The 24,022-nt window shown below is 60.4% G+C and carries 21 protein-coding genes and 1 riboswitch; of the genes, 8 read left to right on the forward strand and 13 right to left on the reverse strand.

Features of this window, described 5'->3' with window-relative positions:
- Positions 1-8: 8 nt before the first annotated feature.
- On the reverse strand, positions 9-1,247 hold the full coding sequence (locus tag ACP7B1_RS11910; protein ID WP_346306681.1) for an alanine racemase: 1,239 nt from the start codon (positions 1,245-1,247) through the stop codon (positions 9-11).
- A 179-nt stretch (positions 1,248-1,426) separates the two neighbouring features.
- On the opposite strand from ACP7B1_RS11910, the gene ACP7B1_RS11915 reads away from it, so the two are divergent.
- Entirely contained in the window at positions 1,427-2,326 is a 900-nt protein-coding gene (locus tag ACP7B1_RS11915; RefSeq protein WP_346306682.1) for a DMT family transporter, read from the forward strand.
- Between the two features lie 507 nt (positions 2,327-2,833).
- On the opposite strand, the gene metF is transcribed toward ACP7B1_RS11915, so the two are convergent.
- The gene (metF, locus tag ACP7B1_RS11920) at positions 2,834-3,757 is read right to left on the reverse strand and encodes a methylenetetrahydrofolate reductase [NAD(P)H] (protein WP_346306672.1); all 924 of its coding nucleotides are present in this window, start codon (positions 3,755-3,757) and stop codon (positions 2,834-2,836) included.
- Positions 3,757-4,764 carry an ArsR/SmtB family transcription factor gene (locus tag ACP7B1_RS11925; protein ID WP_223612709.1) on the reverse strand — a complete coding sequence of 336 codons (1,008 nt, stop codon included), beginning with the start codon at positions 4,762-4,764 and terminating at the stop codon, positions 3,757-3,759. Before ACP7B1_RS11925 ends, metF begins: the two co-directional genes overlap by 1 nt.
- Before the next feature lie 142 nt (positions 4,765-4,906).
- Here ACP7B1_RS11925 and ACP7B1_RS11930 point away from each other — a divergent pair, with 142 nt between their 5' ends.
- Entirely contained in the window at positions 4,907-5,224 is a 318-nt protein-coding gene (locus ACP7B1_RS11930) for a DUF2293 domain-containing protein (RefSeq protein ID WP_105732169.1), read from the forward strand.
- Here ACP7B1_RS11930 and bluB read toward each other — a convergent pair.
- The 3 genes from bluB to ettA all read right to left on the reverse strand — a co-directional run bounded on the left by bluB (position 5,157) and on the right by ettA (position 8,556).
- On the reverse strand, positions 5,157-5,909 hold the full coding sequence (gene bluB / locus ACP7B1_RS11935) for a 5,6-dimethylbenzimidazole synthase (protein WP_346306673.1): 753 nt from the start codon (positions 5,907-5,909) through the stop codon (positions 5,157-5,159). The two genes, ACP7B1_RS11930 and bluB, sit on opposite strands and share 68 nt — an antisense overlap.
- A 67-nt stretch (positions 5,910-5,976) precedes the next feature.
- A riboswitch (cobalamin riboswitch) is annotated at positions 5,977-6,152 on the reverse strand.
- Between the two features lie 26 nt (positions 6,153-6,178).
- Entirely contained in the window at positions 6,179-6,787 is a 609-nt protein-coding gene (locus ACP7B1_RS11940) for an MOSC domain-containing protein (protein WP_346306674.1), read from the reverse strand.
- Between the two features lie 119 nt (positions 6,788-6,906).
- Positions 6,907-8,556, reverse strand: coding sequence for an energy-dependent translational throttle protein EttA (gene ettA / locus ACP7B1_RS11945; protein ID WP_346306675.1), 1,650 nt, complete (start codon positions 8,554-8,556; stop codon positions 6,907-6,909).
- A 568-nt stretch (positions 8,557-9,124) separates the two neighbouring features.
- Between ettA and ACP7B1_RS11950 the strand changes: the two genes are divergently transcribed.
- The 6 genes from ACP7B1_RS11950 (at position 9,125) to ACP7B1_RS11975 (ending at position 15,764) form a co-directional block, all read left to right on the forward strand.
- Complete coding sequence (locus tag ACP7B1_RS11950; protein WP_426136927.1) at positions 9,125-10,093, forward strand: alpha/beta fold hydrolase; 969 nt, start codon at positions 9,125-9,127, stop codon at positions 10,091-10,093.
- A 5-nt stretch (positions 10,094-10,098) separates the two neighbouring features.
- Positions 10,099-11,286 (forward strand): CaiB/BaiF CoA-transferase family protein, encoded by a 1,188-nt coding sequence (locus tag ACP7B1_RS11955; protein ID WP_346306677.1) that lies wholly within the window; start codon positions 10,099-10,101, stop codon positions 11,284-11,286.
- On the forward strand, positions 11,270-12,919 hold the full coding sequence (locus ACP7B1_RS11960) for a thiamine pyrophosphate-binding protein (RefSeq protein WP_346306678.1): 1,650 nt from the start codon (positions 11,270-11,272) through the stop codon (positions 12,917-12,919). The genes ACP7B1_RS11955 and ACP7B1_RS11960 overlap by 17 nt, the downstream gene beginning before the upstream one ends.
- Positions 12,920-12,993: 74 nt before the next feature.
- Positions 12,994-13,740 (forward strand): glycosyltransferase family 2 protein, encoded by a 747-nt coding sequence (locus ACP7B1_RS11965; RefSeq protein WP_403177046.1) that lies wholly within the window; start codon positions 12,994-12,996, stop codon positions 13,738-13,740.
- Positions 13,733-14,053, forward strand: a complete 321-nt coding sequence (locus tag ACP7B1_RS11970; RefSeq protein ID WP_223612700.1) for a lipid-A-disaccharide synthase N-terminal domain-containing protein — start codon at positions 13,733-13,735, stop codon at positions 14,051-14,053. Before ACP7B1_RS11965 ends, ACP7B1_RS11970 begins: the two co-directional genes overlap by 8 nt.
- 25 nt (positions 14,054-14,078) lie before the next feature.
- Positions 14,079-15,764, forward strand: a complete 1,686-nt coding sequence (locus ACP7B1_RS11975; protein ID WP_346306680.1) for a glycosyltransferase family 39 protein — start codon at positions 14,079-14,081, stop codon at positions 15,762-15,764.
- A 154-nt stretch (positions 15,765-15,918) separates the two neighbouring features.
- On the opposite strand, the gene ACP7B1_RS11980 is transcribed toward ACP7B1_RS11975, so the two are convergent.
- The 7 genes from ACP7B1_RS11980 to ACP7B1_RS12010 all read right to left on the reverse strand — a co-directional run bounded on the left by ACP7B1_RS11980 (position 15,919) and on the right by ACP7B1_RS12010 (position 23,989).
- Entirely contained in the window at positions 15,919-17,238 is a 1,320-nt protein-coding gene (locus ACP7B1_RS11980) for a UDP-glucose/GDP-mannose dehydrogenase family protein (protein WP_346305239.1), read from the reverse strand.
- Between the two features lie 155 nt (positions 17,239-17,393).
- Complete coding sequence (gene mgrA / locus ACP7B1_RS11985) at positions 17,394-18,455, reverse strand: L-glyceraldehyde 3-phosphate reductase (RefSeq protein WP_346305240.1); 1,062 nt, start codon at positions 18,453-18,455, stop codon at positions 17,394-17,396.
- 168 nt (positions 18,456-18,623) lie between these two features.
- Positions 18,624-19,625: an ABC transporter ATP-binding protein gene (locus ACP7B1_RS11990; RefSeq protein WP_346305241.1), complete on the reverse strand. Its 1,002-nt coding sequence runs from the start codon at positions 19,623-19,625 to the stop codon at positions 18,624-18,626.
- Positions 19,626-19,653: 28 nt separating this feature from the next.
- Positions 19,654-20,721: a Gfo/Idh/MocA family protein gene (locus tag ACP7B1_RS11995; RefSeq protein WP_346305242.1), complete on the reverse strand. Its 1,068-nt coding sequence runs from the start codon at positions 20,719-20,721 to the stop codon at positions 19,654-19,656.
- Positions 20,718-21,557, reverse strand: coding sequence for a carbohydrate ABC transporter permease (locus ACP7B1_RS12000; protein WP_223612694.1), 840 nt, complete (start codon positions 21,555-21,557; stop codon positions 20,718-20,720). The genes ACP7B1_RS11995 and ACP7B1_RS12000 overlap by 4 nt, the downstream gene beginning before the upstream one ends.
- 12 nt (positions 21,558-21,569) lie before the next feature.
- Positions 21,570-22,520 (reverse strand): carbohydrate ABC transporter permease, encoded by a 951-nt coding sequence (locus ACP7B1_RS12005; protein WP_223612693.1) that lies wholly within the window; start codon positions 22,518-22,520, stop codon positions 21,570-21,572.
- A 209-nt stretch (positions 22,521-22,729) separates the two neighbouring features.
- Positions 22,730-23,989, reverse strand: a complete 1,260-nt coding sequence (locus ACP7B1_RS12010) for an ABC transporter substrate-binding protein (protein ID WP_223612692.1) — start codon at positions 23,987-23,989, stop codon at positions 22,730-22,732.
- Positions 23,990-24,022 lie beyond the last annotated feature (33 nt).

Here is a 24,022-nt window from a genome sequence, read left to right on the forward strand (position 1 = left end):
GCCTGACCTTAGTCCCCCCGGTGTTCGGCGGGAGCCATTGTTTCCAGCGAAGCAAAACCCTCCGGCCGCTCGCCCTCGTCGAACGGTGTTTCCACCTCGACGAACGTATCGGGATAGAAACCGTTGAAACGGGTGCGCAGCGACAGGGAATAGGCGCCGATATTGCCGATTTCGATCCAGTCGCCGGTGGCGACCGTCTCCGGCAGCCAGAACGGCCGTGACAGGATATCAACGGAATCGCAGGTCGCGCCGCAGACGCGGAACGGCACGATGTCCCGGACATTGCCGCTGCGATGCTTGTGCGCGGGGTCGGGTATGAACCGCGCCGGCAGGGTGATCTTGCCGGTCCACGAATCCGACAGCGACGCCCAGATGCCGTCATTGATGTAAAGCCGCCTGCCCTTGCGCAGGAGCACGCGCACGATCAGCGAGAAGGCGCGCGCCACGATCACCCGGCCCGGCTCCGCCACCAGCGGCAGATCGTCAAACCCCCATTCCTTGATGTCGCCGCGCAGGCGCGACATCAATTGCCCGAGCGACGGCATCTCCACATGCTTGCGCTTGGGATCATGGCCGTATTCGGCCGGGAAACCGCCACCGACGTCGAGCCCGGCCAGCGGCACGCCCGCACGGTTGCGCACCCAGTCGGCCGACCGCAGGGCGCGTTCATAGGTGTCGGGATCCTCGATCTGGCTGCCGACGTGGAAGCAGATGCCGACCTTGTAGCCGATCTTGTGCAGCCGCTGCAGAAGCTCGACCGCATGGGCCGGTGTTGCACCGAATTTCTTGGACAGTTCATAGGCCGCATGGCCCTTGGTCTGCAGCCGCACGTAAAGGGTGATGCTGCCCGGATCGATATCGAGCGCACGCACGATACGCGTTATCTTGGCGATCTCGTCCTCGTGGTCGACGGCCAGGATGCGGATGCCATAGGTTTCAAGCGCCAGGCGGATATCCGACTGGGCCTTGATGGGATGCATGTAGAGCATATGCGCATTCGGGGCGACCTTGCGTACCGCGGCGAACTCGCCCGGCGATGCCACATCGAATGTGTTGATGCCGTTGCGCGCCAGCGTTTCCAGGACCAGATTTTCGCCATTGGTCTTGACCGCATAGGCAGTCTCGCCGGGAAACATCTGCATGAACTGGTGCGCGTCTTCGACCAGCACATCCGGCCGAAAGCAATAGACGGGTTGATCGGGCCGCAGGGTAAGTGCTGCATCGCGGGCCGTGGCGAATCGTTGCATCTTGATCTTCTGCTCCATGCATAACTCTTAGCAAGAGCAGATGACGGACGAAAGTCGCTTTCTCATTGCAAGAAACGGGTGGCAATTTACCGGCGCGCGCCTAGAAATATCCGGTGCAGATCCGAATCGGGGGATTATCCGTGGCCGTAAACCAGACAACATCAGCCAATCCGCTTGCCATGACCGGTTTTGTCTGGCTGCAACTGCTGCTGCTGGGGGCCATATGGGGCGGTTCGTTCTTCTTCGCCAAAATCGCGGTGCACGTGATTCCGCCGCTGACGCTCGTCCTGTTTCGCGTCGCCATCGCCGCCGTTGCCCTGCACATCTATCTCCTCGCCCGCGGCATCCGGTTCTGGGATTATCGCCGGCACGCCCTCGGCTTTGCCGGACTGGGGCTCCTGAACAACGTCATTCCCTTTTCGCTGCTGTTCATCGGCCAGACGGCGCTCGGTGCCGGGCTGGAATCGATCCTCAACGCCACGACGCCGATCTGGACGGTGATCATCGCCACATTCCTTACCGTCGATGAAAAGATCAGCGCCAACAAGATCGCCGGTATCCTTCTCGGCGTCTTCGGCACGGTGGTGATGATCGGGCCCGGCGTGCTCTCCGGGTTGGGCGGACCGTTGTGGGCGGAAATCGCCGTGCTCACCGCCACCCTCTCCTATGCCTTCGCCAGCATTCTCGCCAAACGGTTCAAGGGTATTCCGCCAACGGTGACGGCAACCGGCCAGATGACGGCCTCGACGCTGATCATGATCCCTGTCGTGCTTCTCTCCAGCGGCATGCCGGATTTTGCCGCACCCGATCAGGGCGTCTGGGCGGCCGTGTTCAGCCTCGGCCTGCTCTCCACCGCCTTCGCCTACATCCTGTTCTTCTCCATCGTCCGCGCCGGCGGCGCCACCAATGCCTCGCTGGTCACGCTGGTAGTTCCCGTCAGCGCGATCCTGCTTGGAACAGTTTTTCTCGGGGAGGAACTGGGTTTGAAGGATTTTGCCGGCATGGCGCTGATCGCCCTTGGCCTTCTGACCATTGACGGCAGGCTGCTCGCAGCGTTGCAAAAACCGCGAAAAAGATAGAGTTTTCAACAAATCCTAACGGGTACGGCTTGGTATTTCCCGGTCTGGATTGCGGCGCAACTGTGTCATAAATCGGTGAGAAAACACGCGCGTCGCGTTTTTGGTGCAATGCAAAAATAAACCAAATTCCCGGTCATTTTATCGTGAATTGACGATTTTTCATTCCTGTAAATGTGTTTCATTTCAGAAACTTACCATTGCAGAGCAAAAAATTTCTACAGATCATGTCACACCGCGGTAACATTTCCGCTTTTTCTGTGGCAATTTTCCGCTATGCTAAGACGGTTAACTGCAGGAGACAAACTATGGGACTTACGCGTTCGATGAACGTCCTCATGATCTGTGCAGCGTTCGCATTTATCGGTGCAATGGTCGTAGGACTCATACCCTGATTGAAAAAAAGAGCGCCGTGGAGATGGTCTCTGACCGTTAAGAAGGTGACAGACAAATTTGGATGGCCCGGTTGCAGCAACCGGGCCATTTCCAATTTAATGCTATTGCCCGATATCAGGCGGCGCCGGCCAATGCCGGTTCCAGCGGCGCGCTGGCAGGGCGGATGCCGATGAGATGGCAGATGGCGAAGGCAAGGTCGGCCCGGTTCATCGTGTAGAAATGGAAATCCTGAATGCCGCGCTCGACCAGATCGAGAACCTGCTCGGCAGCCACAGCCGATGAAACCAGCGCATGGGTCTGCGGATCGTTTTCCAGCCCCTCGAACCGCTCGGCCAGCCATGCGGGGATGTGAGTCCCGGCCTTCGAGCAGAAATTGGTGACCTGCGTGAAATTATGGATCGGCAGGATGCCCGGCAGGATCGGAATATAGATACCGGCGCGGCGGACCTTTTCGACATAACGCTCGTAAAGATCGTTCTCGAAGAAGAACTGCGTGATCGCCCGCGTCGCGCCATTGTCGACCTTGCGCTTGAGCATGTCGATATCGGTGGCGAAATCCGGGCTTTCCGGATGCTTTTCCGGATAGGCGGAAACGGAAATGTCGAAATCGGCAAAGGCCTTCAGCCCGGCGACGAGATCCGCGCCGTTTTCATAACCGCCGGGTGTCGGCTTGTAATGGGCACCGACGCCACCGGCCGGATCGCCGCGCAGGGCAACGAAGCGCTTCACACCCATGGCCGCAAATTCGCGCACCACGGTATCAACCTCTTCCTTCGTCGCATCGACGCAGGTCAGGTGCGCGGCGGCGTTCACGTCCGTTTCGGTCAGGATGCGCTTGATCGTGCGGGCCGTGCGCTCGCGGGTGGAACCGCCGGCGCCGTAGGTTACCGACACGAATTCGGGATTGAGCGGCGCAAGGCGCGTCACGGTTTCCCACAGGCGCTCTTCCATCACCTCGGTCTTCGGCGGGAAGAATTCAAAGGAAACCTTGATATTGGTTCCAAGGTCGGCACGGCGGGATTGGCGGAAAAAGCTCATCAGACACTCTCCGTTACGCGGGAGGTTAAAGCGGGATCAGCGATCAGCAGGCGTGGGTCGCGTGCCAACCACAGTTTGACGGTCAGTTTGTCTTTGTCTTTTGGTTCGAGTTCGATGCTGTTTTCCAGCGCCAGCCCGGCCTCGGTCAGCCAGTCACGCATCTGGTTGTCGTTGAAGCCAAGCCGTATATGCGCATGGCTGTCCCGCAGGAATTCAAGATCGTGCGGGGCGAAATCGACGATCAGCATGCGCCCGCCCGCACGCAAGGCGCGTGCGGCCTCGCGGATGGCCTCGGCAGGATTGTCGAGGAAGTGCAGCACCTGATGAACGGTCACCAGATCGAAGGACTCCCGGTCAACCGGCAGCGAATAGACATCGCCCTGGCGGACCTGCGCATTGGTGATGCCGGACCGGTCGAGATTGGAGCGGGCAATGGTCAGCATGTCGCGATTGATATCGATGCCGACGCCGCGTACGTAAAGCGGGGCAAACAGTTCGAGAAGACGGCCGGTGCCGGTGCCCACGTCAAGCATCGCTTGGAACGGCGTGCGCCCGATGATCTTCGTCAGCGCGGCTTCCACCGCGCCATCCGGCACATGCAGCGAACGGATAGCGTCCCAGCTGGTGGCATTGGCACTGAAATAGGCAGCGGCCCGCTCGCGGCGCTGCAGCTTCACCGAGCCGAGCCGCTCGATATCACGCTCCAGCAACGGATCGGACACATCAAGACGATCGAGCAGGATCCGGGCGATATCGCCAACCACCAGGGATTCAGCGAGGCGGAAATAGGCCCAGGAGCCCTCCTGATAACGGTTGATCAGATTGGCTTCGAACAGCAGCTTGAGATGGCGGGAGACGCGCGGCTGCGACTGCCCGAGGATGGAGGTCAGATCGGAAACCGTCAGATCCCCCCGGGACAACAGCGCCAGAATGCGCAGGCGGCTGGGTTCCGCCGCTGCCTTCAGCGTATCGACCATCAGGTCAAGATTGAGATCACGTTTGTCCATCAAGGTATCCTCAAAAGATATAAAGATATGTTTATGTGAGAAATACAGATTTGGCAAGTTTTGTTTTTCCGTTGACGGCAAATTTCGTCGCGTCTGAAATAGGCTGGTATATCGATCAGCGAATCGGCGGGAAGAGAGTGCAATGAGTTCAGGAACCAACCGCCAAAGGGCTATCGGCAAGGCGCTGACGCTGCTTTTGCCGGCCGTGCCCTATTCGGATTCCGAGCCCATACGCGCCGCCGCCACAGCACCGCACATGAAAAGCCTGCCGCCACCCATTGCGGTGTGGCTGGCCACGGTCGCCCACGTCCGCCATCAGCACACGGATTACGATGCGCTACGCGACGAGGGCTACGACAAGGAGTCGGCCCGGTTCTTCGTGCTCGAAGCCATCAACCGGAAATTGACGGAATGGCGGGCGACGCGGCTGCTGGATCCGGACGAGGACGACCCGAGCTGACTTCGGCGCCGGCATTCCACTGATCTTCATAGATGAGCTGGTCCAGCGGCAGCCGTTCGCGCCAGCCGCGCTTTTGCAGCTCCGGCTGATCGTAGAGCTGGTCGACATAGCCGATGCAGAGATAGGCGATGATCTCGACATGATCGGGGATGGCCAGAATGCGGCGCATGTCCCGGTCGTGGTAGATGCTGACCCAGCCGACGCCGATGCCTTCCGCCCGCGCCGCCAGCCACAGGTTCTGCACGGCACAGACGGTGCTGTAGACGTCCATCTGCCGGTTATGGGTGCGCCCCAGAACGACATCGCCGCCGCGTGTCCGGTCGCAGGTGATGCACAGATTGACCGGCGCCTTCACGATGCCCTCAAGCTTCAGCGATGCATAGAGCGCCTGCCGCTCGTCGGTGAACATGGCCTTTGCTTCGGCATTGGCGCGGGTAAAGGCCCGGTGCACCTCGGCCTTGCGCGCCGCATCGCGGATGAGAATGAAATTCCACGGCTGCATGAACCCCACCGACGGCGCGTGATGGGCGGCATCGAGCAGCCGCAGCAGCACCTCGTCGTCGACGGGCCTTGGCAGGAACTGGTCGCGCACATCGCGGCGGGTATGGATGGCTTTGTAGACGGCGGCGCGCTCGTCCGCGGAAAAATCGGCAGCGGCCACGGGACCACAGGCAGAATCATGCATCGTTTGCTCCCAACAATGCGAGGACCAGGTTGCCCTGACCCCAGACACCTCCCCGCTGTCCATGCGGTTTCGGCTATCCGGTCCGGCCGGTCTTCTGACTGAGGTTCACCTGAACCGCGCGCCTTCCGGGTTTCCCCGTGGCAATCTGCGCGGCCCATCCCCTATACAGCGTTGGGCACGTGCCGGATTTGCACCGGCTTCCCGATTCTCCTGCATGCAGGCACCGGACCTGCATTCCATTCGCCACAGATCGGCGAAGGACGCAAGCATCAGCCGGGATAAATCCATTGCTCCGGCAGACGCGCATCGATTTTTTCGCCGGAACGGATGATTCCCGGCACTTCAACCCAGACGACGATGCCGCGCAGCCGCTTCGACGCCTTGACGAAGTCAAGCGCCGTCGCGGTGTGATCGGCGGTCTGCGCCCGCTCGGCGATGGAGCGTCCGGCGACCTTGCACGGCGCGTTCTGTCCGTCGACCTTCAGCGTCACGCCGCCTTCGAAGAACAGCAATGTGCGCGGCGGCAGCATGGAAAGCGAGGGAATGCCATCGACAACCATGTTGGCGCCGATCCATTCGGGCTTGATGTGCGCCAGACCCATGGCCTTAGCAATGGCTTCGAGTTCGTCTACCGCCAGAATGGAAATATGCCGCTCATTGCGCATTTCGGTACCGCGCGGGTACCAGGGTTCGCGCCCGCCGGACCGGCGCGTCAGGCCCGCGTGATAATCGCCGCGGATGCCTTCAAAGGTGAGATCGAGCGTGTCCGTGGCAGCGGTGACAAAACTGTCTTTCGGCGCCTGGAACAGGCCGCTCACCCGTCCGACAATCTTGCGGGCCGGAAGGATGTCCGTTCTGGTTGCGAAAAGGTCTGTCATGACGGCACTCCGGTGAAATCAGCCGCATCTTAGGAAAATTGCTTGTTAAAACCAGCCAATATCACTGATGGAAACGTCAAAATTGGTGATGGGAGGGCGTTGCCGCCCTCCCGGTCGCATCAGCGTGTCAGAGGCTTGTAGCTCGGACGCTTCGGATTGACGCTGTCCGGTCCGAGACGACGGATCTTGTCGTTCTCATAGTCCTGGAAGTTGCCTTCGAACCATTCGACGTGGCTGTCGCCTTCGAAGGCCAGGATATGCGTCGCCAGCCGGTCGAGGAACATGCGATCGTGGCTGATGATAACGGCGCAGCCGGCGTATTTTTCCAGCGCGTCTTCCAGAGCCGCAAGCGTTTCGGTGTCAAGATCGTTGGTCGGTTCGTCGAGCAGTAGGACATTGCCGCCGGATTGCAGCATCTTGGCAAGATGCACGCGGTTACGCTGACCGCCGGAGAGATTGCCGACCTTCTGCTGCTGGTCACCGCCCTTGAAGTTGAACGCCGAGACATAGGCGCGCGAATTCATCTCGTTCTTGCCGATCTTGATGATTTCATTGCCGCCGGAAATTTCTTCCCAGACATTCTTCTCCGCCGCGAGGTGATCGCGGCTCTGGTCGACGTAACCGAGATGAACCGTTTCACCGACGCGGATCGAGCCGGAATCCGGCTTTTCCTGTCCGGTGATCATCTTGAACAGCGTGGTCTTACCCGCACCGTTCGGACCGATGATGCCGACAATACCGCCGGGCGGCAGCTTGAAGGTCAGATTTTCGATGAGAACGCGGTCACCGAAGGATTTGGTAAGGTTCTCTGCTTCGATAACCACCTGACCGAGGCGTTCGCCCGCCGGAATGATGATCTGCGCATCGCCGGGACGCTGTTCATTGGCGGCATCGACCAGCGCGTCATAGGCCTTGATGCGGGCTTTCGACTTGGCCTGACGTGCCTTGGGGCTGGCGGAAATCCACTCGCGCTCGCGCTCCAGAGCCTTCTGGCGCGAGTCGTCCTCGCGGCCTTCCTGCTGCATGCGCTTGGCCTTCGCACCGAGATAGGCGGAGTAATTGCCTTCGTAGGGGATGCCGCGGCCGCGGTCGAGTTCGAGAATCCAGCCGGTCACATTGTCGAGGAAGTAGCGATCATGCGTGATCAGCAGGACGGAGCCGGCATATTCGCGCAGGTGCTTTTCCAGCCAGGCGGTGGTTTCGGCGTCAAGGTGGTTGGTCGGCTCGTCGAGGAGCAGAAGATCGGGCTGCGAGAGGAGCAGGCGGCACAGTGCCACACGGCGGCGCTCACCACCGGACAGCTTTTCCACGCCGGAATCACCGGGCGGGCAGCGCAGCGCTTCCATGGCCATTTCCACCTGGGATTCCAGATCCCAGAGGTTCTTGGCGTCGATGATATCCTGCAACTTGGCGCCTTCATCGGCGGTTTCGTCGGAATAGTTCATCATCAGTTCGTTGTAGCGGTCGAGAACGGCCTTCTTGTCCGCGACGCCATCCATGACGTTGCCCATCACGTCCTTGGTGGGATCGAGATAGGGTTCCTGCGCGAGGTAACCGACCGTGGCACCGTCAGCCAGCCAGGCTTCGCCGGTATATTCCTTGTCCATGCCGGCCATGATCTTGAGGATCGTCGACTTACCCGCACCGTTCGGTCCGAGGATACCGATCTTGGCGTCGGGGTAGAAGGAAAGATGGATGTTTTCGAGAACCTTCTTGGTTCCGTATGCCTTGTTCAGGCCGGCCATATGGTAAATGAATTGGCGTGCCATAACGCGCGTCACTCCGATGTTCGGGATTTTTGGGACATGAATTTGCGCCGTATGTAGGCGAAAGGGGCGCGGGTGGCAATGCACGCGGCATTTATTTCGGGATTGCCGGGCGTTTTACGGGGTATTTGCATTCCTGTCGAACCACACACAACGGAAATGCAAACCGTCCTTCAGAATGAGCGAAACCGGGTGCGGATATTTCCGTCACCCGGTTTCCCCTCTGGTGCCGCATTTGGGGAGCGTCCTCTTCCCCCCGGAACGGCCATGTAACTGGCAAGCGCCTGGATATCCCGGTCCGGACAATCATCCCCCGACGCCGCAAATCAGCGTTCTGTCAGCCGTGAAAGCCGGGGACGATCGAGAGAAGACACAGGATCCAATCTCTTTCGGAAAGAAGTTTTGCGGCAAGTTTTTGTCGTTTGCAAGAGGTTTTGCAAAATAAAATTGCAGCACAAAAGGCGTGATTATTTATTGTGCAAAAACCCATGGAGATACCCGAATTTACGCAGAATTTATTGTGGATTGACTAATCACGCGCCACCCTTTCAATTGATCGCGGGAGGCATGAATGGGTTTTGCAGACATCGAAACGGTCCGGTCGCCGACGGGTGCGGCGCTTGCCATGCGCTTTTCACCCGCCGCAGGCAGCGGCACAGCCATTATCCAGATCAGCCACGGCCTTGCCGAACACTGCCTGCGCTATGGCCGTTTTGCCGAGCATCTCAACAGGCACGGTTTTCATGTCTACGCCCACGATCATCGCGGCCACGGCTATACCAAAGCCGATGGCGCGCCGCCCGGCCGTTTCGCCGAGCGGGACGGCATGCGCCTGGTGCTCGAGGACATGGACGCGGTGAATGCCGCGGCCCGCGCCCGTCACCCCGGCCTGCCGCTTGTTCTCTTCGGCCACTCCATGGGCGGCCTGATCGGTCTCAATTACGTGCTGGGCTATCAGCAAAAGGTCGATGCCGCCGCCATCTGGAACGCCAATTTCTCTGCCGGGCTTGCCGGACGGCTGGCGCAGGGCATCCTGCGGGCCGAACGCATGCTGCTTGGCTCCGATGTGCCGAGCATGCTTCTGCCGAAATTGACCTTTCAGGCCTGGGCACGCGGCATCATGGATGCCCGCACACCATTTGACTGGCTGTCACGCGACCCTGATGAAGTGGACGCCTATATCGCCGATCCCCTGTGCGGCTGGGATGCCTCGGTCAGCATGTGGCGCGATGTCTTCGGCTTCACCTTTGCCGGAGCCGACAACAGCCGCCTTGCCAAGGTACGGCGCACCCTGCCCTTCAATCTCGCCGGCGGGGCGGAAGATCCCGCCACGGCCGGGGGCAGCGCCGTGACGCATCTCGGCAGGCGGATGCAGCGGCTCGGCTTCAGCGATGTCACGACCAAAGTTTATGCCGACACCCGCCACGAAGGCTTGAACGAAATCAACCGCGACGTAATCATGCGTGACTTCACCGATTGGGCGGTTCGAGTCGTTCAGCAACAAGCCCCGAAACAAACACTGAATTTGGAGCCACTTTAACAACCATGACTGAAGCTCCCCTCAAAGGCGTGCGTGTCATCGAACTCGCCCGCGTCCTCGCCGGACCATGGGCCGGACAGATTCTGGCCGATCTTGGTGCCGATGTGATCAAGGTGGAGAATCCCGCCGGCGGCGACGAAACCCGCGGCTGGGGCCCGCCCTTCATCACCAGCAAGGAAGGCGAAAACCTCTCTGCCGCCTATTTTCATTCCTGCAACCGCGGCAAGCGCTCGATCACCGTCGATTTCACCTCGCCCGAAGGCCAGGAGACGGTGCGGGCACTCTGCCGCACGGCGGATGTCGTCCTGGAAAACTTCAAGGTCGGCGGCCTGAAGAAGTATGGTCTCGACTATGAAACATTGAGCACCGACAATCCGCGCCTCGTCTACTGCTCCATCACCGGTTTCGGCCAGACCGGCCCCTATGCCAGCCAGGCCGGTTATGACTTCATCATCCAGGGCATGTCCGGGCTGATGTCGGTCACCGGCGAGCCGGACCGCGAACCGCAGAAAGTCGGCCTTGCCGTCGCCGATGTGTTCACCGGGCTTTACTCGGTCATTGCCATTCAGGCGGCACTGGCGCATGCGGCAAAGACCGGCGAAGGCCAGCTGGTGGATATGGCATTGTTCGATGTGCAGTCCGCCGTCATGGCCAATCAGGCGATGAACTATCTCGCCACCGGCAAAAGCCCGAACCGCATGGGCAATGCCCATCCCAACATTTCGCCCTACGAGGTCGTGCCCACCTCCGACGGCCATCTCATTCTTGCCGTCGGCAATGACGGGCAGTTCGCCCGTTTCTGCGCGATCATGGGGCTGGACGGCCTCAGCGCCGATCCGCGCTTTCTCACCAACCGGGCTCGGCTGGAAAACCGGGCCGCACTGACCGCAATCATCCGGGCCGAAACGCAAAAGCGCACGCGCGCCGACCTCCTCGCCGCCTGCGCCCAGAATGCCGTGCCTGCCGGGCCGATCAACCGCATCGGCGAAATGTTCGACGATCCGCAGATCGTCTCCCGGCAGTTGCGTCTCGACCTTGATGATGCCCATGGCAGCAGCATCCCCTCGGTGCGCACGCCGATCGTCATGTCGAAGACACCCCTCACCTACAACAGACCCTCGCCGCGCCTCGGCGAACACAGTGCAGACATTCTCCAGGAATTGAAGGACGCATCCGATGAAAACCGGCGGTGAATTGATCGTAGAAGCCCTGAAAGCCAATGGCGCGGAACAGCTGTTCTGCGTTCCCGGCGAAAGCTACCTCGCCGTGCTGGACGCGCTGGTGGATGCCGATGTGGGCGTGACCGTCTGCCGGGCCGAAGGCGGTGCGGCGATGATGGCCGAAGCCTGGGGCAAACTGACCGGCAAGCCCGGCATCTGCTTCGTCACCCGCGGCCCCGGCGCAACCAACGCCTCGCCCGGCATCCACATCGCCATGCAGGATTCGACCCCGCTGATCCTGTTCATCGGCCAGGTGCAGCGCGATGCACGTGAACGCGAAGCCTTCCAGGAAGTGGAATACCGCCGCTTCTTTGCCGACACCGCCAAATGGGTAGCCGAAATCGACGACGCCCGCCGTATCCCGGAATTCGTCACCCGCGCCTTCTCCGTCGCCACGTCAGGCCGCCCCGGTCCTGTCGTGCTCGCCCTGCCGGAAGACATGCTGACCGACAAGGTCGAAGCGGTGGCCGCACAGGGCTGGCAGCCGGTCGAGACAGGCCCGTCGCCTGCCAGCATCGAGAAACTCGCCGACCTGCTGCAGGGCGCCAAAAAACCGTTCATGATCCTCGGCGGCTCGCGCTGGGACGAAGCGGCCGTGCGCTCCATCACCCGCTTTGCCGAGAAGTGGCACCTGCCGGTCGGCTGTTCCTTCCGCCGCCAGATGCTGTTCGATCACCTGCATCCGAATTATGCCGGCGACGTCGGTATCGGCATCAACCCGGCACTTGCCACACGCGTCAAGGAGGCTGATGTGCTTCTGCTCGTCGGCGGACGTTTCGGCGAAATGCCGTCCTCGGGCTATACGCTGATGGACAGCCCCTACCCCAGGCAGACACTGATCCATGTGCATCCCGACGCCGATGAGCTCGGCCGCGTCTATCGCCCCGCCCTTGCCATCAACGCCGCACCGGATGCCTTCGCCGCGGCGGTAGACCATCTGGCGCCGCCATCGCATATCAACTGGCCCGGCGAGGCGGAAGTTGCCCACGCTGCTTATCTCACATGGTCGACCCCGCCGCAGACCGGACCCGGCAATGTCGCCATGGGCCCGATCATGACCTATCTGGAAAGCGTGCTGCCGGAAGACGCCATCATGACCAATGGCGCGGGCAACTACGCCACCTGGCTGCACCGTTTCCATCGCTTCCGCCGGTTCGGCACGCAGGCTGCGCCGACATCGGGCTCGATGGGTTACGGCCTTCCCGCCGCTGTCGCGGCGAAACGGCTTTATCCCGAGCGGACCGTGGTCTGCTTTGCCGGTGACGGCTGCTTCCTGATGAACGGTCAGGATTTTGCAACGGCGGTGAAATACGGGTTGCCGATCATCGTGCTCGTCATCAACAACAATATCTACGGCACCATCCGCATGCATCAGGAGCGGGAATATCCCGGCCGCGTGTCGGCAACGGACCTGACCAACCCTGATTTTGCCATGCTGGCCCGCGCCTATGGCGGACATGGAGAGACGGTCGAGAAGACGGCTGATTTCGAAGGTGCATGGCAACGCGCGGTGCAAAGCGGCAAACCGTCGATCATCGAAATCCGGCTCGACCCCGAAGCAATCACGCCGGCGAAAACCTTGACGGACATCCGCAATAAGCGTTGATCATTCCCTGTTGAATGATTTGAGGATGGAAAGGCGGCTCTTTCAGTGTTAAGGAGCGCGCCTGACCAGACAATATGAAAGCCTGCACATTGAGCAATCCGGCAATCACAATCGTAATTCCATGCCGAAACGAGGCCGCAAACCTGGCCTTCCTTCTCGATGAAGTGGATGCAGCCATGGAAGGCCGCAGCTACGAAGTGGTGGTGGTCGATGACGGTTCGACCGATGGAACGGGCGACGCCCTGGCCGAACGCATCCGAGCCGGAAAGCCGCTGCGCCATATCCGCCACGACAAATCTGCCGGCCAGAGCGCTGCGGTCCGATCCGGCGTTTTCGCCGCAAGGGGCAAAGTCGTCGTGACGATGGATGGCGATGGCCAGAACGATCCGGCCTATCTGCCCAGGCTCGCCGATGCGCTGATCCAGGCGGGCCCCGCCGTGGGCATTGCCGCCGGCCAGCGCCTGAAGCGCACCGACACCAAGCTCAAGCAGATATCGTCGAAACTCGCCAACAAGCTGCGCGGCGCCATCCTGAAGGACAACACGCGCGATTCCGGCTGCGGGTTGAAGGCGGTGCACACCCAGCTTTTCCGCGAACTGCCGTTCTTCGACGGCTGGCACCGCTACCTCCCCGCGCTGGTGATCCGCGAGGGTTACGGCGTCGTGCATGTGGATGTGGTGGACCGCGAACGCCGCCACGGCAAATCCAATTACGGTATTCTCGACCGCGGCCTGCGCGGTATTCTCGATCTTTACGGTGTGTGGTGGCTGAGAAAGCGCCGCAAGACCGTTCCAACCATCACGGAGATCAGCCATGGCTGACGCATTTAGCAATTGGCTGCACTCGGTCTTTGTCGCCCAGTTTGACGCTTGGATCCTTCTCGGCTTTTTCGCACAGGGCTGCTTCACCATGCGCTTCGTCGTACAGTGGATTGCTTCGGAAAAGGCCAAGCGCAGCGTTGTTCCGGTGACGTTCTGGTTCTTCTCGCTGTTTGGCGGCGTTCTGCTCTTCATCTACGCGATCGTGCGCAAGGACCCGGTGTTCATCGCCGGTCAGGGTTTGGGCCTTGTCGTCTACATCCGCAATCTGTGGCTGATCGCCAATGAGAAAAAGGCAATGACGCAGGACAGCTGAGCCGAAGGCACCGCAAGGTACGATCATGACCCACTCTGACCCTGCTTCTGCGGGTACCGCAAAACTCCGCTTCAGCCACTACCTGCTGCTCATTTTCATCTGCCTTGTGTCGTTCGTGCCCGGAATCGCCGCGATTCCGCCGCTCGACCGGGATGAAGCGCGCTATATCCAGGCCACGCACCAGATGGCGGAAACCGGCGATTACGTCGACATCCGCTTTCAGGATGCCTCGCGCTACAAGAAACCTGTCGGCATCTACTGGCTCCAGAGCGCCGTGCTGAAGGTCACCGGCTATGACCAGACGGCGCCGGTCTGGGTCTACCGGCTCGTCTCGGTCGGCGGTGCCACGCTGGCGGTGCTCGCCACGGCGGCGCTGGGCGCATTCCTGTTCGGCCAGAGCGCCGGGCTGCTCGCAGGCATGGCGCTTGCGGCCATTGTCATGCTCGGCTTCGAAGCGCGCGTGGCGAAAACCGATGCCACCCTGCTCGCCACCGTGGTGTTTGCCCAGGGTGCGCTGGCGTGGATATGGATGGCCAGCCGCAATAACACCCCGGCAAAATGGGCGCCCGCCCTTGTCTTCTGGATCGCAACGGCCATAGGCGTTTTGATCAAGGGGCCGATCACGCCCTTCGTCAGCGTTCTCACAGCCGCCGCGCTCTGTCTCTTCTACCGCGAATGGCAATGGCTGAAGCGGCTGAAGCCCCTAAGCGGCATCGCCATTCTGCTGGTCATTGTCCTGCCCTGGCTCGTCCTGATCACGCTGAAGAGCGGCGGCGCCTTCTTCAACGAATCCGTCGGCAATGACCTGTTGTCCAAGGTCGGCGACGGGCAGGAAAGCCACGGCGCACCGCCCGGCTATTTCGCCCTGATTTTCGTGCTGTTCCTCTGGCCCTTCGGCGTCATGGCCGTGCGCGGCGGTCTGCAGGCGCTCAGCCGTTTCCGCACCGATCCGCGTCTCGCCTTCCTGACGGCCTGGTACATTCCCTACTGGCTGGTCACGGAGATGATCCCGACCAAGCTGCCGCACTATATCCTGCCCGCCTATCCCGCGCTGCTGCTGATGATGGCCTGGGCGGTGGACAGCGGCATTGCCAGCCAGCCCTATCGCGGGCGCTGGCAGATCTGGCTTGAACGGCTGACGCTGCTGGGTCTGGCCATTGCCACGCTGGCGCTGATGGGCGCAGGCACCGTCCTGCCCTTTGTCATGGCCCACACGCTTCCCATTGCGGGTATCATTGCCTTCTTCACCGCAGCGGCGGCAGGCATCTTTGCCAGCGGCCTCGTGCTGAGGGATAATCTGACGCGTGCCATACAGGTGACCGCAGCCTTTGCCATTGTCACGCTGGCTCTGCTCACATGGGGCGTGGCTCCGGCCATCACGCCGATCTGGATGAGCCCGGCCATCAACAATGCCTTCAACGCGGCAAAACCCTGCGCCAACAGCGTGCTGGCATCGGCGGGCTATGCCGAGCCGAGTCTGGTTTTTCTGGCGGGGACAAAGACCATCCTGACCAGTGGTGCAGGCGCGGCAAAGTATCTGCTCGACAATCCCGCCTGCGCGATTTCCGCCGTCGACGAGGGCAGCCAGGTGGAGTTTCTGCGAAACCTGCCGCAGGGGGAAAAATCCGTCGTCGTGGCCGGCAGTGTTTCAGGCATCAACTACAGCAAGGGCCGCAAGACAACCATAACACTGTACAGGGCCGCGCAGTAATCTTATCCGATGGCATATCTTCCGTGCGTGGTTCGACAAGCTCACCATGAGGGAAGCTTGCGGGCTGCAATCAAACCACCGCCCTCATGGTGATAAACCACCTCCCTCATGGTGAGCTTGTCGAACCACGCACCACCACGATGCAAATGTTGTTTTAAACGCCCTGCCCGAGGCGCGGGCGGCCGATGGAGTGGTATTCCAGCCCCGTGCCGTCGATGTCCTGCTCGCCATAGACGTTGCGCAGATCGAACAGGAGATTGCCCTTCATCAGGCTGGCAACCTTCTTCAGATCGAGTGCGCGGTAGGCGTTCCATTCGGTCAGGAGCACGGTAATCCCGGCGCCCTCGACGGCCTCATAGGCGGATTTGCACCAGACGACGCCCGGCAGCACCGGTTCGGCAGCCGAGCGCGCTTCCGGATCGTGCGCGCGCACCGTCAGGCCCGCCTTTTGCAGGGCGGGGATGATATCGAGCGCCGGTGACTCGCGAATATCGTCGGTGTTCGGCTTGAAGGCGATGCCAAGCGCCGCAATGGTTTTTGCACCGCTCCTGGCGGCCGCCGCGATCACCCGTGCGGCCATGGAGTGCTTGCGCTGCTCGTTGACCACGACGACCTGCTCGATCAGGGTCTGCGGCGCATTCATCTTGCGCCCGGTCGCCGCATAGGCGCGGGTATCCTTGGGAAAGCAGGAGCCGCCGAAACCGGGCCCTGCATGCAGGAATTTCGAGCCGATGCGGTTGTCCATGCCGATGGCGCGCGCCACGTCCTGCACATTGCCGCCGGTCTTTTCGCACAGGTCAGCCACCTCGTTGATGAACGTGACCTTCATCGCCAGAAAGGCATTGGCGGCATATTTGATGATCTCGGCATTTTCCAGCGTGGTCACGATCATCGGCGTTTCGCGCAGGTAAAGCGGCCGGTAGACGCGCTTCATGGCATTGGAACCGGGCTCGTCATGCACGCCGACCACAACGCGGTCGGGCCGCAGGAAATCCTCGACGGCCGAGCCCTCGCGCAGGAATTCCGGATTGGACACCATCGAGAACGGCACATCGGGCCGCGCCCGGGCAATATGCGCGCGCACATCGGCATTGGTGCCGACCACGACCGTCGATTTGATTACAATCACCGCGCCCGGCTTCATGGCGGCGGCGATCTCATCCGCGGCGGCATAGATATATTGCAGGTCGGCTTCCCCGTCGCCGCGCCGCGACGGCGTGCCGACGGCGATGAAAATCACATCCGCGTCAGCGACCGTCGATGCCAGCTCCGTCGTAAAGACCAGACGCCCGTCACGGGCATTGCGGGTCAGGAGTTCGTCCAGACCGGGTTCGTAGATCGTCACTTCCCCGGCCTGCAGGCGCTCGATAATGGCCGGGTTCTTGTCGACGCAGGTCACCTGAAAACCGAATTCGGCAAAGCACACACCAGAAACCAGACCGACATAGCCAGTCCCGATCATTGCAATCTTCATCGCACTATCCCATTCGTGACGTCAATTTCGGGCAGACATGTCGCATATTCGCGCGGCGCTGCCAATTGCGGGTTGCATCCCGTTCAAAAAACGCCAGCCACGGGATCGCGGCCAGCGTTTTCGAAGTTTCTTATCTAAAGCGTTTCAACGCGTGTTCAAGCCAGTTTCGGCGGGGTGCGCTCCGGTCCCCGGCGCTCGGCCGACGCAGCCCAGAGGTTGATGTTCGCATCGTTTGCGTAAGTGTCGATTTCGGCAAGCTCGGCATCGGTAAAATCGAGATTTTCCAGAGACTTGACGCAATCGATGACCTGCTGCGGCTTGCTCGCGCCGATGAGCGCGGTGGTGATCCGGCCGCGCCGCAGCACCCAGGCAAGCGCCATCTGCGCCAGAGTCTGGCCGCGCTTTGCGGCAATCGCGTTCAATGCGCGGATATTGGCAAGATTCTGTTCACTGAGGAAGGCCGGATTGAGCGACTTGCCCTGGGCTGCGCGGCTTTCTTCCGGCACACCCTTGAGATATTTGTCGGTCAGCATGCCCTGCGACAGCGGCGAGAACACGATGGAGCCGATGCCGAGTTCTTCCAGCGTGTCGACAAGACCGTCATCCTCGATCCAGCGGTTGATCATGGAATAGCTCGGCTGATGGATGAGGCACGGCGTGCCGAGTTCTTCCAGTATGGCCGCCGCTTCGCGCGTGCGATGCGAGTTGTAGGAGGAGATGCCGACATATTGCGCACGCCCGGAACGCACGATGTGGTCGAGCGCCATCATGGTCTCTTCGAGAGGCGTATCCGGATCGAAGCGGTGCGAATAGAAGATGTCGACATAATCGAGACCGAGCCGCTTCAGGCTCTGGTCGCAGCTGGCGATCATGTATTTGCGGCTGCCCCACTCCCCGTAAGGGCCGGGCCACATACCGTAGCCGGCCTTGGAGGAAATGATCAGCTCATCACGATAGCCCTGGAAATCCGTGCGCAGGATTTCGCCGAATGCTTCTTCGGCGGAACCGGGCGGCGGGCCGTAATTGTTCGCGAGATCGAAATGGGTGATGCCGAGATCAAAGGCCTGGCGGCAGATCGCCTGCTTGGTCTGGTGCGGCGTGTCGTGTCCGAAATTGTGCCACAACCCCAGGGAAATCGCCGGCAGCTTGAGGCCGCTCTTGCCGCAGCGATTGTACTTCATCGTGTCGTAGCGTTTGGAGTCCGCAGTCCATTTCATGATCGATCTCTTCCCTGTCGTCTTGCCTCGGCGCCGAGCCGGACGATTCCCGTTTCAGCGCGCCGGACTATGAACGAAAGTCATAGGGATGTCATGACGTGAAATAGATAAGTCGCTTTGGCAAAATACGTATTCTACGTAAAATACGTATTTTGCACTCAACCCGCATCACGCCTTGATGATCTGGTCGTTGGCATCGAAACGGTATGTCCGCCCGGCATCCGGCGTCGCATAGAGCACCTGATCGACCTCATACTGGTGCTCGCCGAAGAGGCGGACCGTCAGCGGACCGAAATCCGTCTGCAGATAGATGATCGTATCAGCTCCAAGATGCTCCACGTGGATGACCGACCCCTTCCAGGTGCCGGATGTATTGCTGACCTGGATGTGCTCCGGGCGAATCCCGACGGTCTTTGCCGCAGGGTCGCCGAGCTTTGCGCCCTCGACGAGGTTCATCTGCGGCGAGCCGATGAAGCCCGCGACGAACAGCGTCTGCGGTGAATTATAGAGTTCCATCGGCGAGCCGACCTGCTCGATCCTGCCCTTGTTCATGACGACGATCTTGTCGGCAAGCGTCATGGCTTCCACCTGATCGTGCGTCACGTAGATCATCGTCGCCTTCAGCTGCCGGTGCAGGCGGGCAATCTCCAGCCGCGTGTTGACGCGCAGCGCCGCATCGAGGTTCGACAAGGGTTCGTCGAACAGGAAGAGCTGCGGCTCGCGCACGATCGCGCGGCCGATGGCCACGCGCTGGCGCTGGCCGCCGGACAATTCGGCCGGGCGTCGCTCCAGATAATCATCGAGCGACAGCATGGCCGAAGCGATCTTCGTGCGCTCCTTGATTTCCTCCGCGGGTTTGCCAGCCTGCTTCAGGCCAAGGCCCATATTGTCGCGCACCGACAGGTGCGGATAAAGCGCGTAGGTCTGGAACACCATGGCGATGCCGCGTTTTGCCGGCGGTGTGTTGTTGACCTTTTTGCCGTCGATCAGGATCTCGCCCGAGGTCGCATCCTCAAGACCGGCGATCACGCGCAGCAAGGTCGACTTGCCGCAGCCGGACGGCCCGACAAAAATCACGAACTCGCCATCCCGCACCTCGAGATCGATGCCTTTCAGCACGTCCACCTGGCCGAAAGACTTGCGAATATTTTCTATCTTCAAAGAACCCAATGTCTTGTTCCCGTCTTCAAACTTTTAATTACAGGTCTACCGGCTTGCCGGTGCGCACGCTTTCATCCGCCGCAAGGCAGACACTGAGCGACCGCACGGCATCCTGCATGTGGCGGCCCAGGTCGAGATCCTCGCGAATGGCTTTGAGAACAAAGGCCTGCTCCAGGTCGCAAAGCTCCTGATGGCCGGGTTCGCCCGCCATGTTGAGCAGTTCGTCCGGCTTGGCAAAACGCCCGTCCGCACCTGTCCTGGCCGAATGCAGCCGGATGGTCGATGTCTTGGTGTGCGAATCGATGTCATCCGACTTGGCGTTCTGGTCCATGACGATGGACACGCAGCCATTGGGCGAGATCACGTCCTTCACGAAGAAAGCCGTTTCCGAAATCATCGGGCCCCAGCCCGCCTCGTACCAGCCGACGGAATTGTCGTCGAAGAGAACCTGCAGATGACCGTAATTGTACATCTTCGCATCGACCTCGTCGGAAAGCCGCACGCCCATGCCGCGCACCTGAACCGGCGTGGCATCGGTGATCTGCAGCATCACGTCGAGATAATGCACGCCGCAATCGACGATGGGCGACGTGGTCTGCATCAGCGCCTTGTGGGTTTCCCATGTCGGGCCGCTCGACTGCTGGTTGAGGTTCATGCGGAAGACATAGGGTCCGCCGAGCTTGCGGGCTTCCTCGATCAGCCGCACCCATGACGGATGGTGGCGCAGGATGTAACCGATCACCAGCTTTCGGCCATACTGCTTGGCCGCGGCGACCACACGCTGCGCATCGGCGACGGTTGTCGCCAGCGGCTTCTCGACAAAGACGTCGGCACCCGCCGCCATGGCGGCAACGGCATAGTCCGCATGGCTGTCGGAATAGGTGTTGATCGAAACCAGCTCCGGCTTGAGGTCGGCCAGCGCCTGTTCGAACGAGGGGTGGATCGTGTAACCCTGCAATTCCTTGGCCAGCGGCACGACGGAGCGGTTGACCAGCCCGACAATCTCGAAGCCGGGATTGTTGTGATAGGCGAGCGCGTGGCTCCGGCCCATATTGCCAAGCCCGGCAACCAGAACCCGCACGGGCTTTTGCGTATTCGCGCTCATTTGACTGCTCCCGATGTAATGCCGCGGATCAGTTGCCGCGAGAACAAGAAGTAAAGGACGAGCACCGGCAGGATGGCGAGGGTCAGCGCCGCCAGAACGGCATTCCAGTTGGTGACGAACTGGCCGATGAATACCTGCGAACCGAGGGTCACGGTCTTGGTGGCATCGCTTGGCGCCAGGATCAGCGGGAACCACAGATCGTTCCAGATCGGGATCATCGTGAACACGGCGACCGTTGCCATGGCAGGCTTGACCAGCGGCAGCACCAGCCGGAAAAAGATCGAATATTCCGTCAGACCGTCGATACGGCCGGCATTCTTCAGGTCATCCGACACGGTGCGCATGAATTCGGTGAGAATGAACACGGCGAGCGGCAGGCCTTGCGCGGTGTAGACGAGGATCAGCGCGGTCAGGGTGTTGACGAGGCCGGTCGCAACCATGCCCTGCAGAATCGCGACCGTTCCAAGGCGGATCGGGATCATGATGCCGAGGGCGAGATAAAGCCCCATCAGCGAATTGCCGCGGAAGCGGTATTCCGACAGCGCAAAGGCTGCCATGGCGCCGAACAGCAGCACGAAGAAGATTGATACGGAAGTGACGATCAGGCTGTTCTGGAAATACAGGGTGAAATCACCCTGTGTCAGCACCGAGTTGTAACCGACCAGACTGAAGCTGGATGCATTCGGCAGGCCAAGCGGGTTGCGGAAGATCGACGCCCGGTCCTTGAACGAATTGATGATGATCAGGAACACCGGAAACAGCGCGATCAGCGTGTAGATGATCAGGGCGACGTGAACGAAACCGGAGCGGAGGGGTGATGTACGGGCTTTTGCCATGACGGGACCTTCCTAGAACTGGTACCGGCGCATGCGCCGCTGGATGGCAAAGAGATAGATGCACACACCCGTGAGGATGATCAGGAACATCACCGTGGCAATGGTCGCACCCATGGATTTGTCGCCGATCTGCAGCTGGAAGCCGAAGAAGGTGCGGTACAGCAGCGTTCCCAGGATATCGGTCGATCCGTCCGGGCCGGCAAGCGCGCCCTGCACCGTATAGACAAGGTCGAAGGCGTTGAAATTGCCGACAAAGGTCAGAATGGAAATGATGCCGATGGAGGGCAGGATCAGCGGCAGCTTGATCTTCCAGAACTGGCTCCAGCCGGTAATGCCGTCGCATTCCGCCGCTTCGAGAACCTCTTCGGGAATGCTCAGCATCGATGCGTAAATCAGCATCGTCGGAATACCGACATTCTGCCAGACCGAGATAAGCGATACGGTGATGAGCGCCGTGTCGGGCCGGCCCAGCCAGGGTGCGAACAGCGATTTCAGGCCGACGAGATCAAGCAGGTAGGGTGATACGCCCCAGATCGGCGACAGGATCAGCTTCCAGATGAAACCGACGATCACGAAGGACAACAGGGTCGGCAGGAACAGCGCCGTGCGGTAAAAGGCGCCAAAGCGCAGCTTCGGCACCGACAACAGCGCAGCCAAGGCGACGCCGATCGGGTTCTGCACCAGCATGTGGATCAGGAAGAACACGAAATTGTTGCGCAGCGCGTTCCAGAAACTCGCCGACCAGCGCGGTTCGCCGAACAGGGTCTGGAAATTGCCGAAACCGACAAACACGCTCTGCCCGTCAACCACGTTGAACAGCGACAGGCGCAGCGTTTCGATCAAGGGCAGGATCATGATCGCCGTATAGACGATCACCGCCGGCAGCAGGAACACAAGGATGTGCCAGCGCCGTGCGCGTTTGTCCTGACCGCTGTCAGACTGGGAATAGTCGGCCGTGCTCATTAACTCGCAAACCCCTGCTTATTGATTTGTTGGTCATGGAAAACCGGTCCACGACTGCCGTTCGTCAAACGAATGCAGCGGCAATGATTGCCACTTCTGAGCACGTTTTGTTTGGGCCCAAATACATCGGCCTTGGTTTCGCATAAACAAAATGTGCTCGGAATAAGCGAAATGCCGGAGCGGCGCGAACCGCCCCGGCATTCGATTGCTTACTTCGCAGGCTTGTACCAGCTGTCGAGACCGTCCTGCAGCTTCTTGGCTGCAACTTCGGGCGTATCGGTGCCGTTGATCACATTGGCCGATTCAACCCAGGTTTCGTTTTCCAGGTTCGGCTTGCCGCGCGACAGGATCTGATAGGTCGAACGGATCGTCGGCTTGCACTTTTCGCGCCAGGACACGAATTCCTGCGCCAGCGGGTCCTTCATCTTGACAGGCGTCGACGACAGGCTGAAGAAGCCCGGCAGCGCGTTGGCATAGATGTCGGCGAATTCTGGAGAAGCAACCCAGCTGAGGAACTTCTTGGCCGCTTCCGGATTCTTGCTCTTGGCATTCATCGCTGCACCAAGATCGGCATGATCGGAGATGTAGCAGGTGTCGCCGGCCTTCTGCACCGGTGGCAGGAACGCGCCCATCTTGAACTGTGCCTGCGTGTTGAACAGCGAGATTTCCCACGAACCGGCGGGATAGATCGCGGCACGGCCGAGCGTGAACAGGTTCTGGCTGTCCGGATAGGTCTGGGCTTCGAAACCGTCGCCGAGATAATCCTTCCACTTGGCAAGCGTCTTGTAAGGCGCAACCCAATCTGCATCGGTAAGTTTCTGCGTACCCTTGATCAGCGCGGTACGGCCTTCTTCACCCTTCCAATAGTTCGGTCCGATGTTCTGGTAGCCCATGGTTGCGGCTTCCCAGAGGTCCTTCGTGCCCATGGCGAGCGGAATGTAGGTGCCGTCCTTCTTGATCTTGTCGAGAGCGGCGAAGAACTCGGCTTCGGTCGTTGGAACCGCAATGCCCAGCTTGTCGAAGGCATCCTTGTTGTAGATGAAGCCGTGAATGACCGATGCCATCGGCACGCAGAACGTGTCGGAACCGTCATCGGTGCTCCATGCCGCCTTGGCAACAGGCGTGAAGTTTTCCATGCCCGGAAGGCTCTTCAGGCTCGACAGGTTGCCACGCTTGAACTGTTCCAGCGACTTGTCGAACGGACGGCAGGTGATGATGTCACCGGCGCTGCCGGCATCGAAGCGGGCGCCAAGAGCGGCATCATATTCGGTCGGCGGCGTCGGAGCGAACTTGACCTTGATCCCGGGATTCTTCGCTTCAAAGGCCGGAATGAGCTTTTCCTGCCAGATGGCAAGATCGTCCGTACGCCAGCTTTCGATTGTCAGCGTTGTATCGGCGGCATGAGCAAAGCCGGCCGAAGCCAGGATGCTCGTTGCCATGAGCAGTGATTTTAAAGTCGTGCTTCCCATTTTAGTCTCCTGTTGCACCCTTTGAGCAGTGCC

This window comes from Phyllobacterium sp. SL163 (assembly GCF_049896885.1).
GTDB lineage: Bacteria > Pseudomonadota > Alphaproteobacteria > Rhizobiales > Rhizobiaceae > Phyllobacterium > Phyllobacterium calauticae.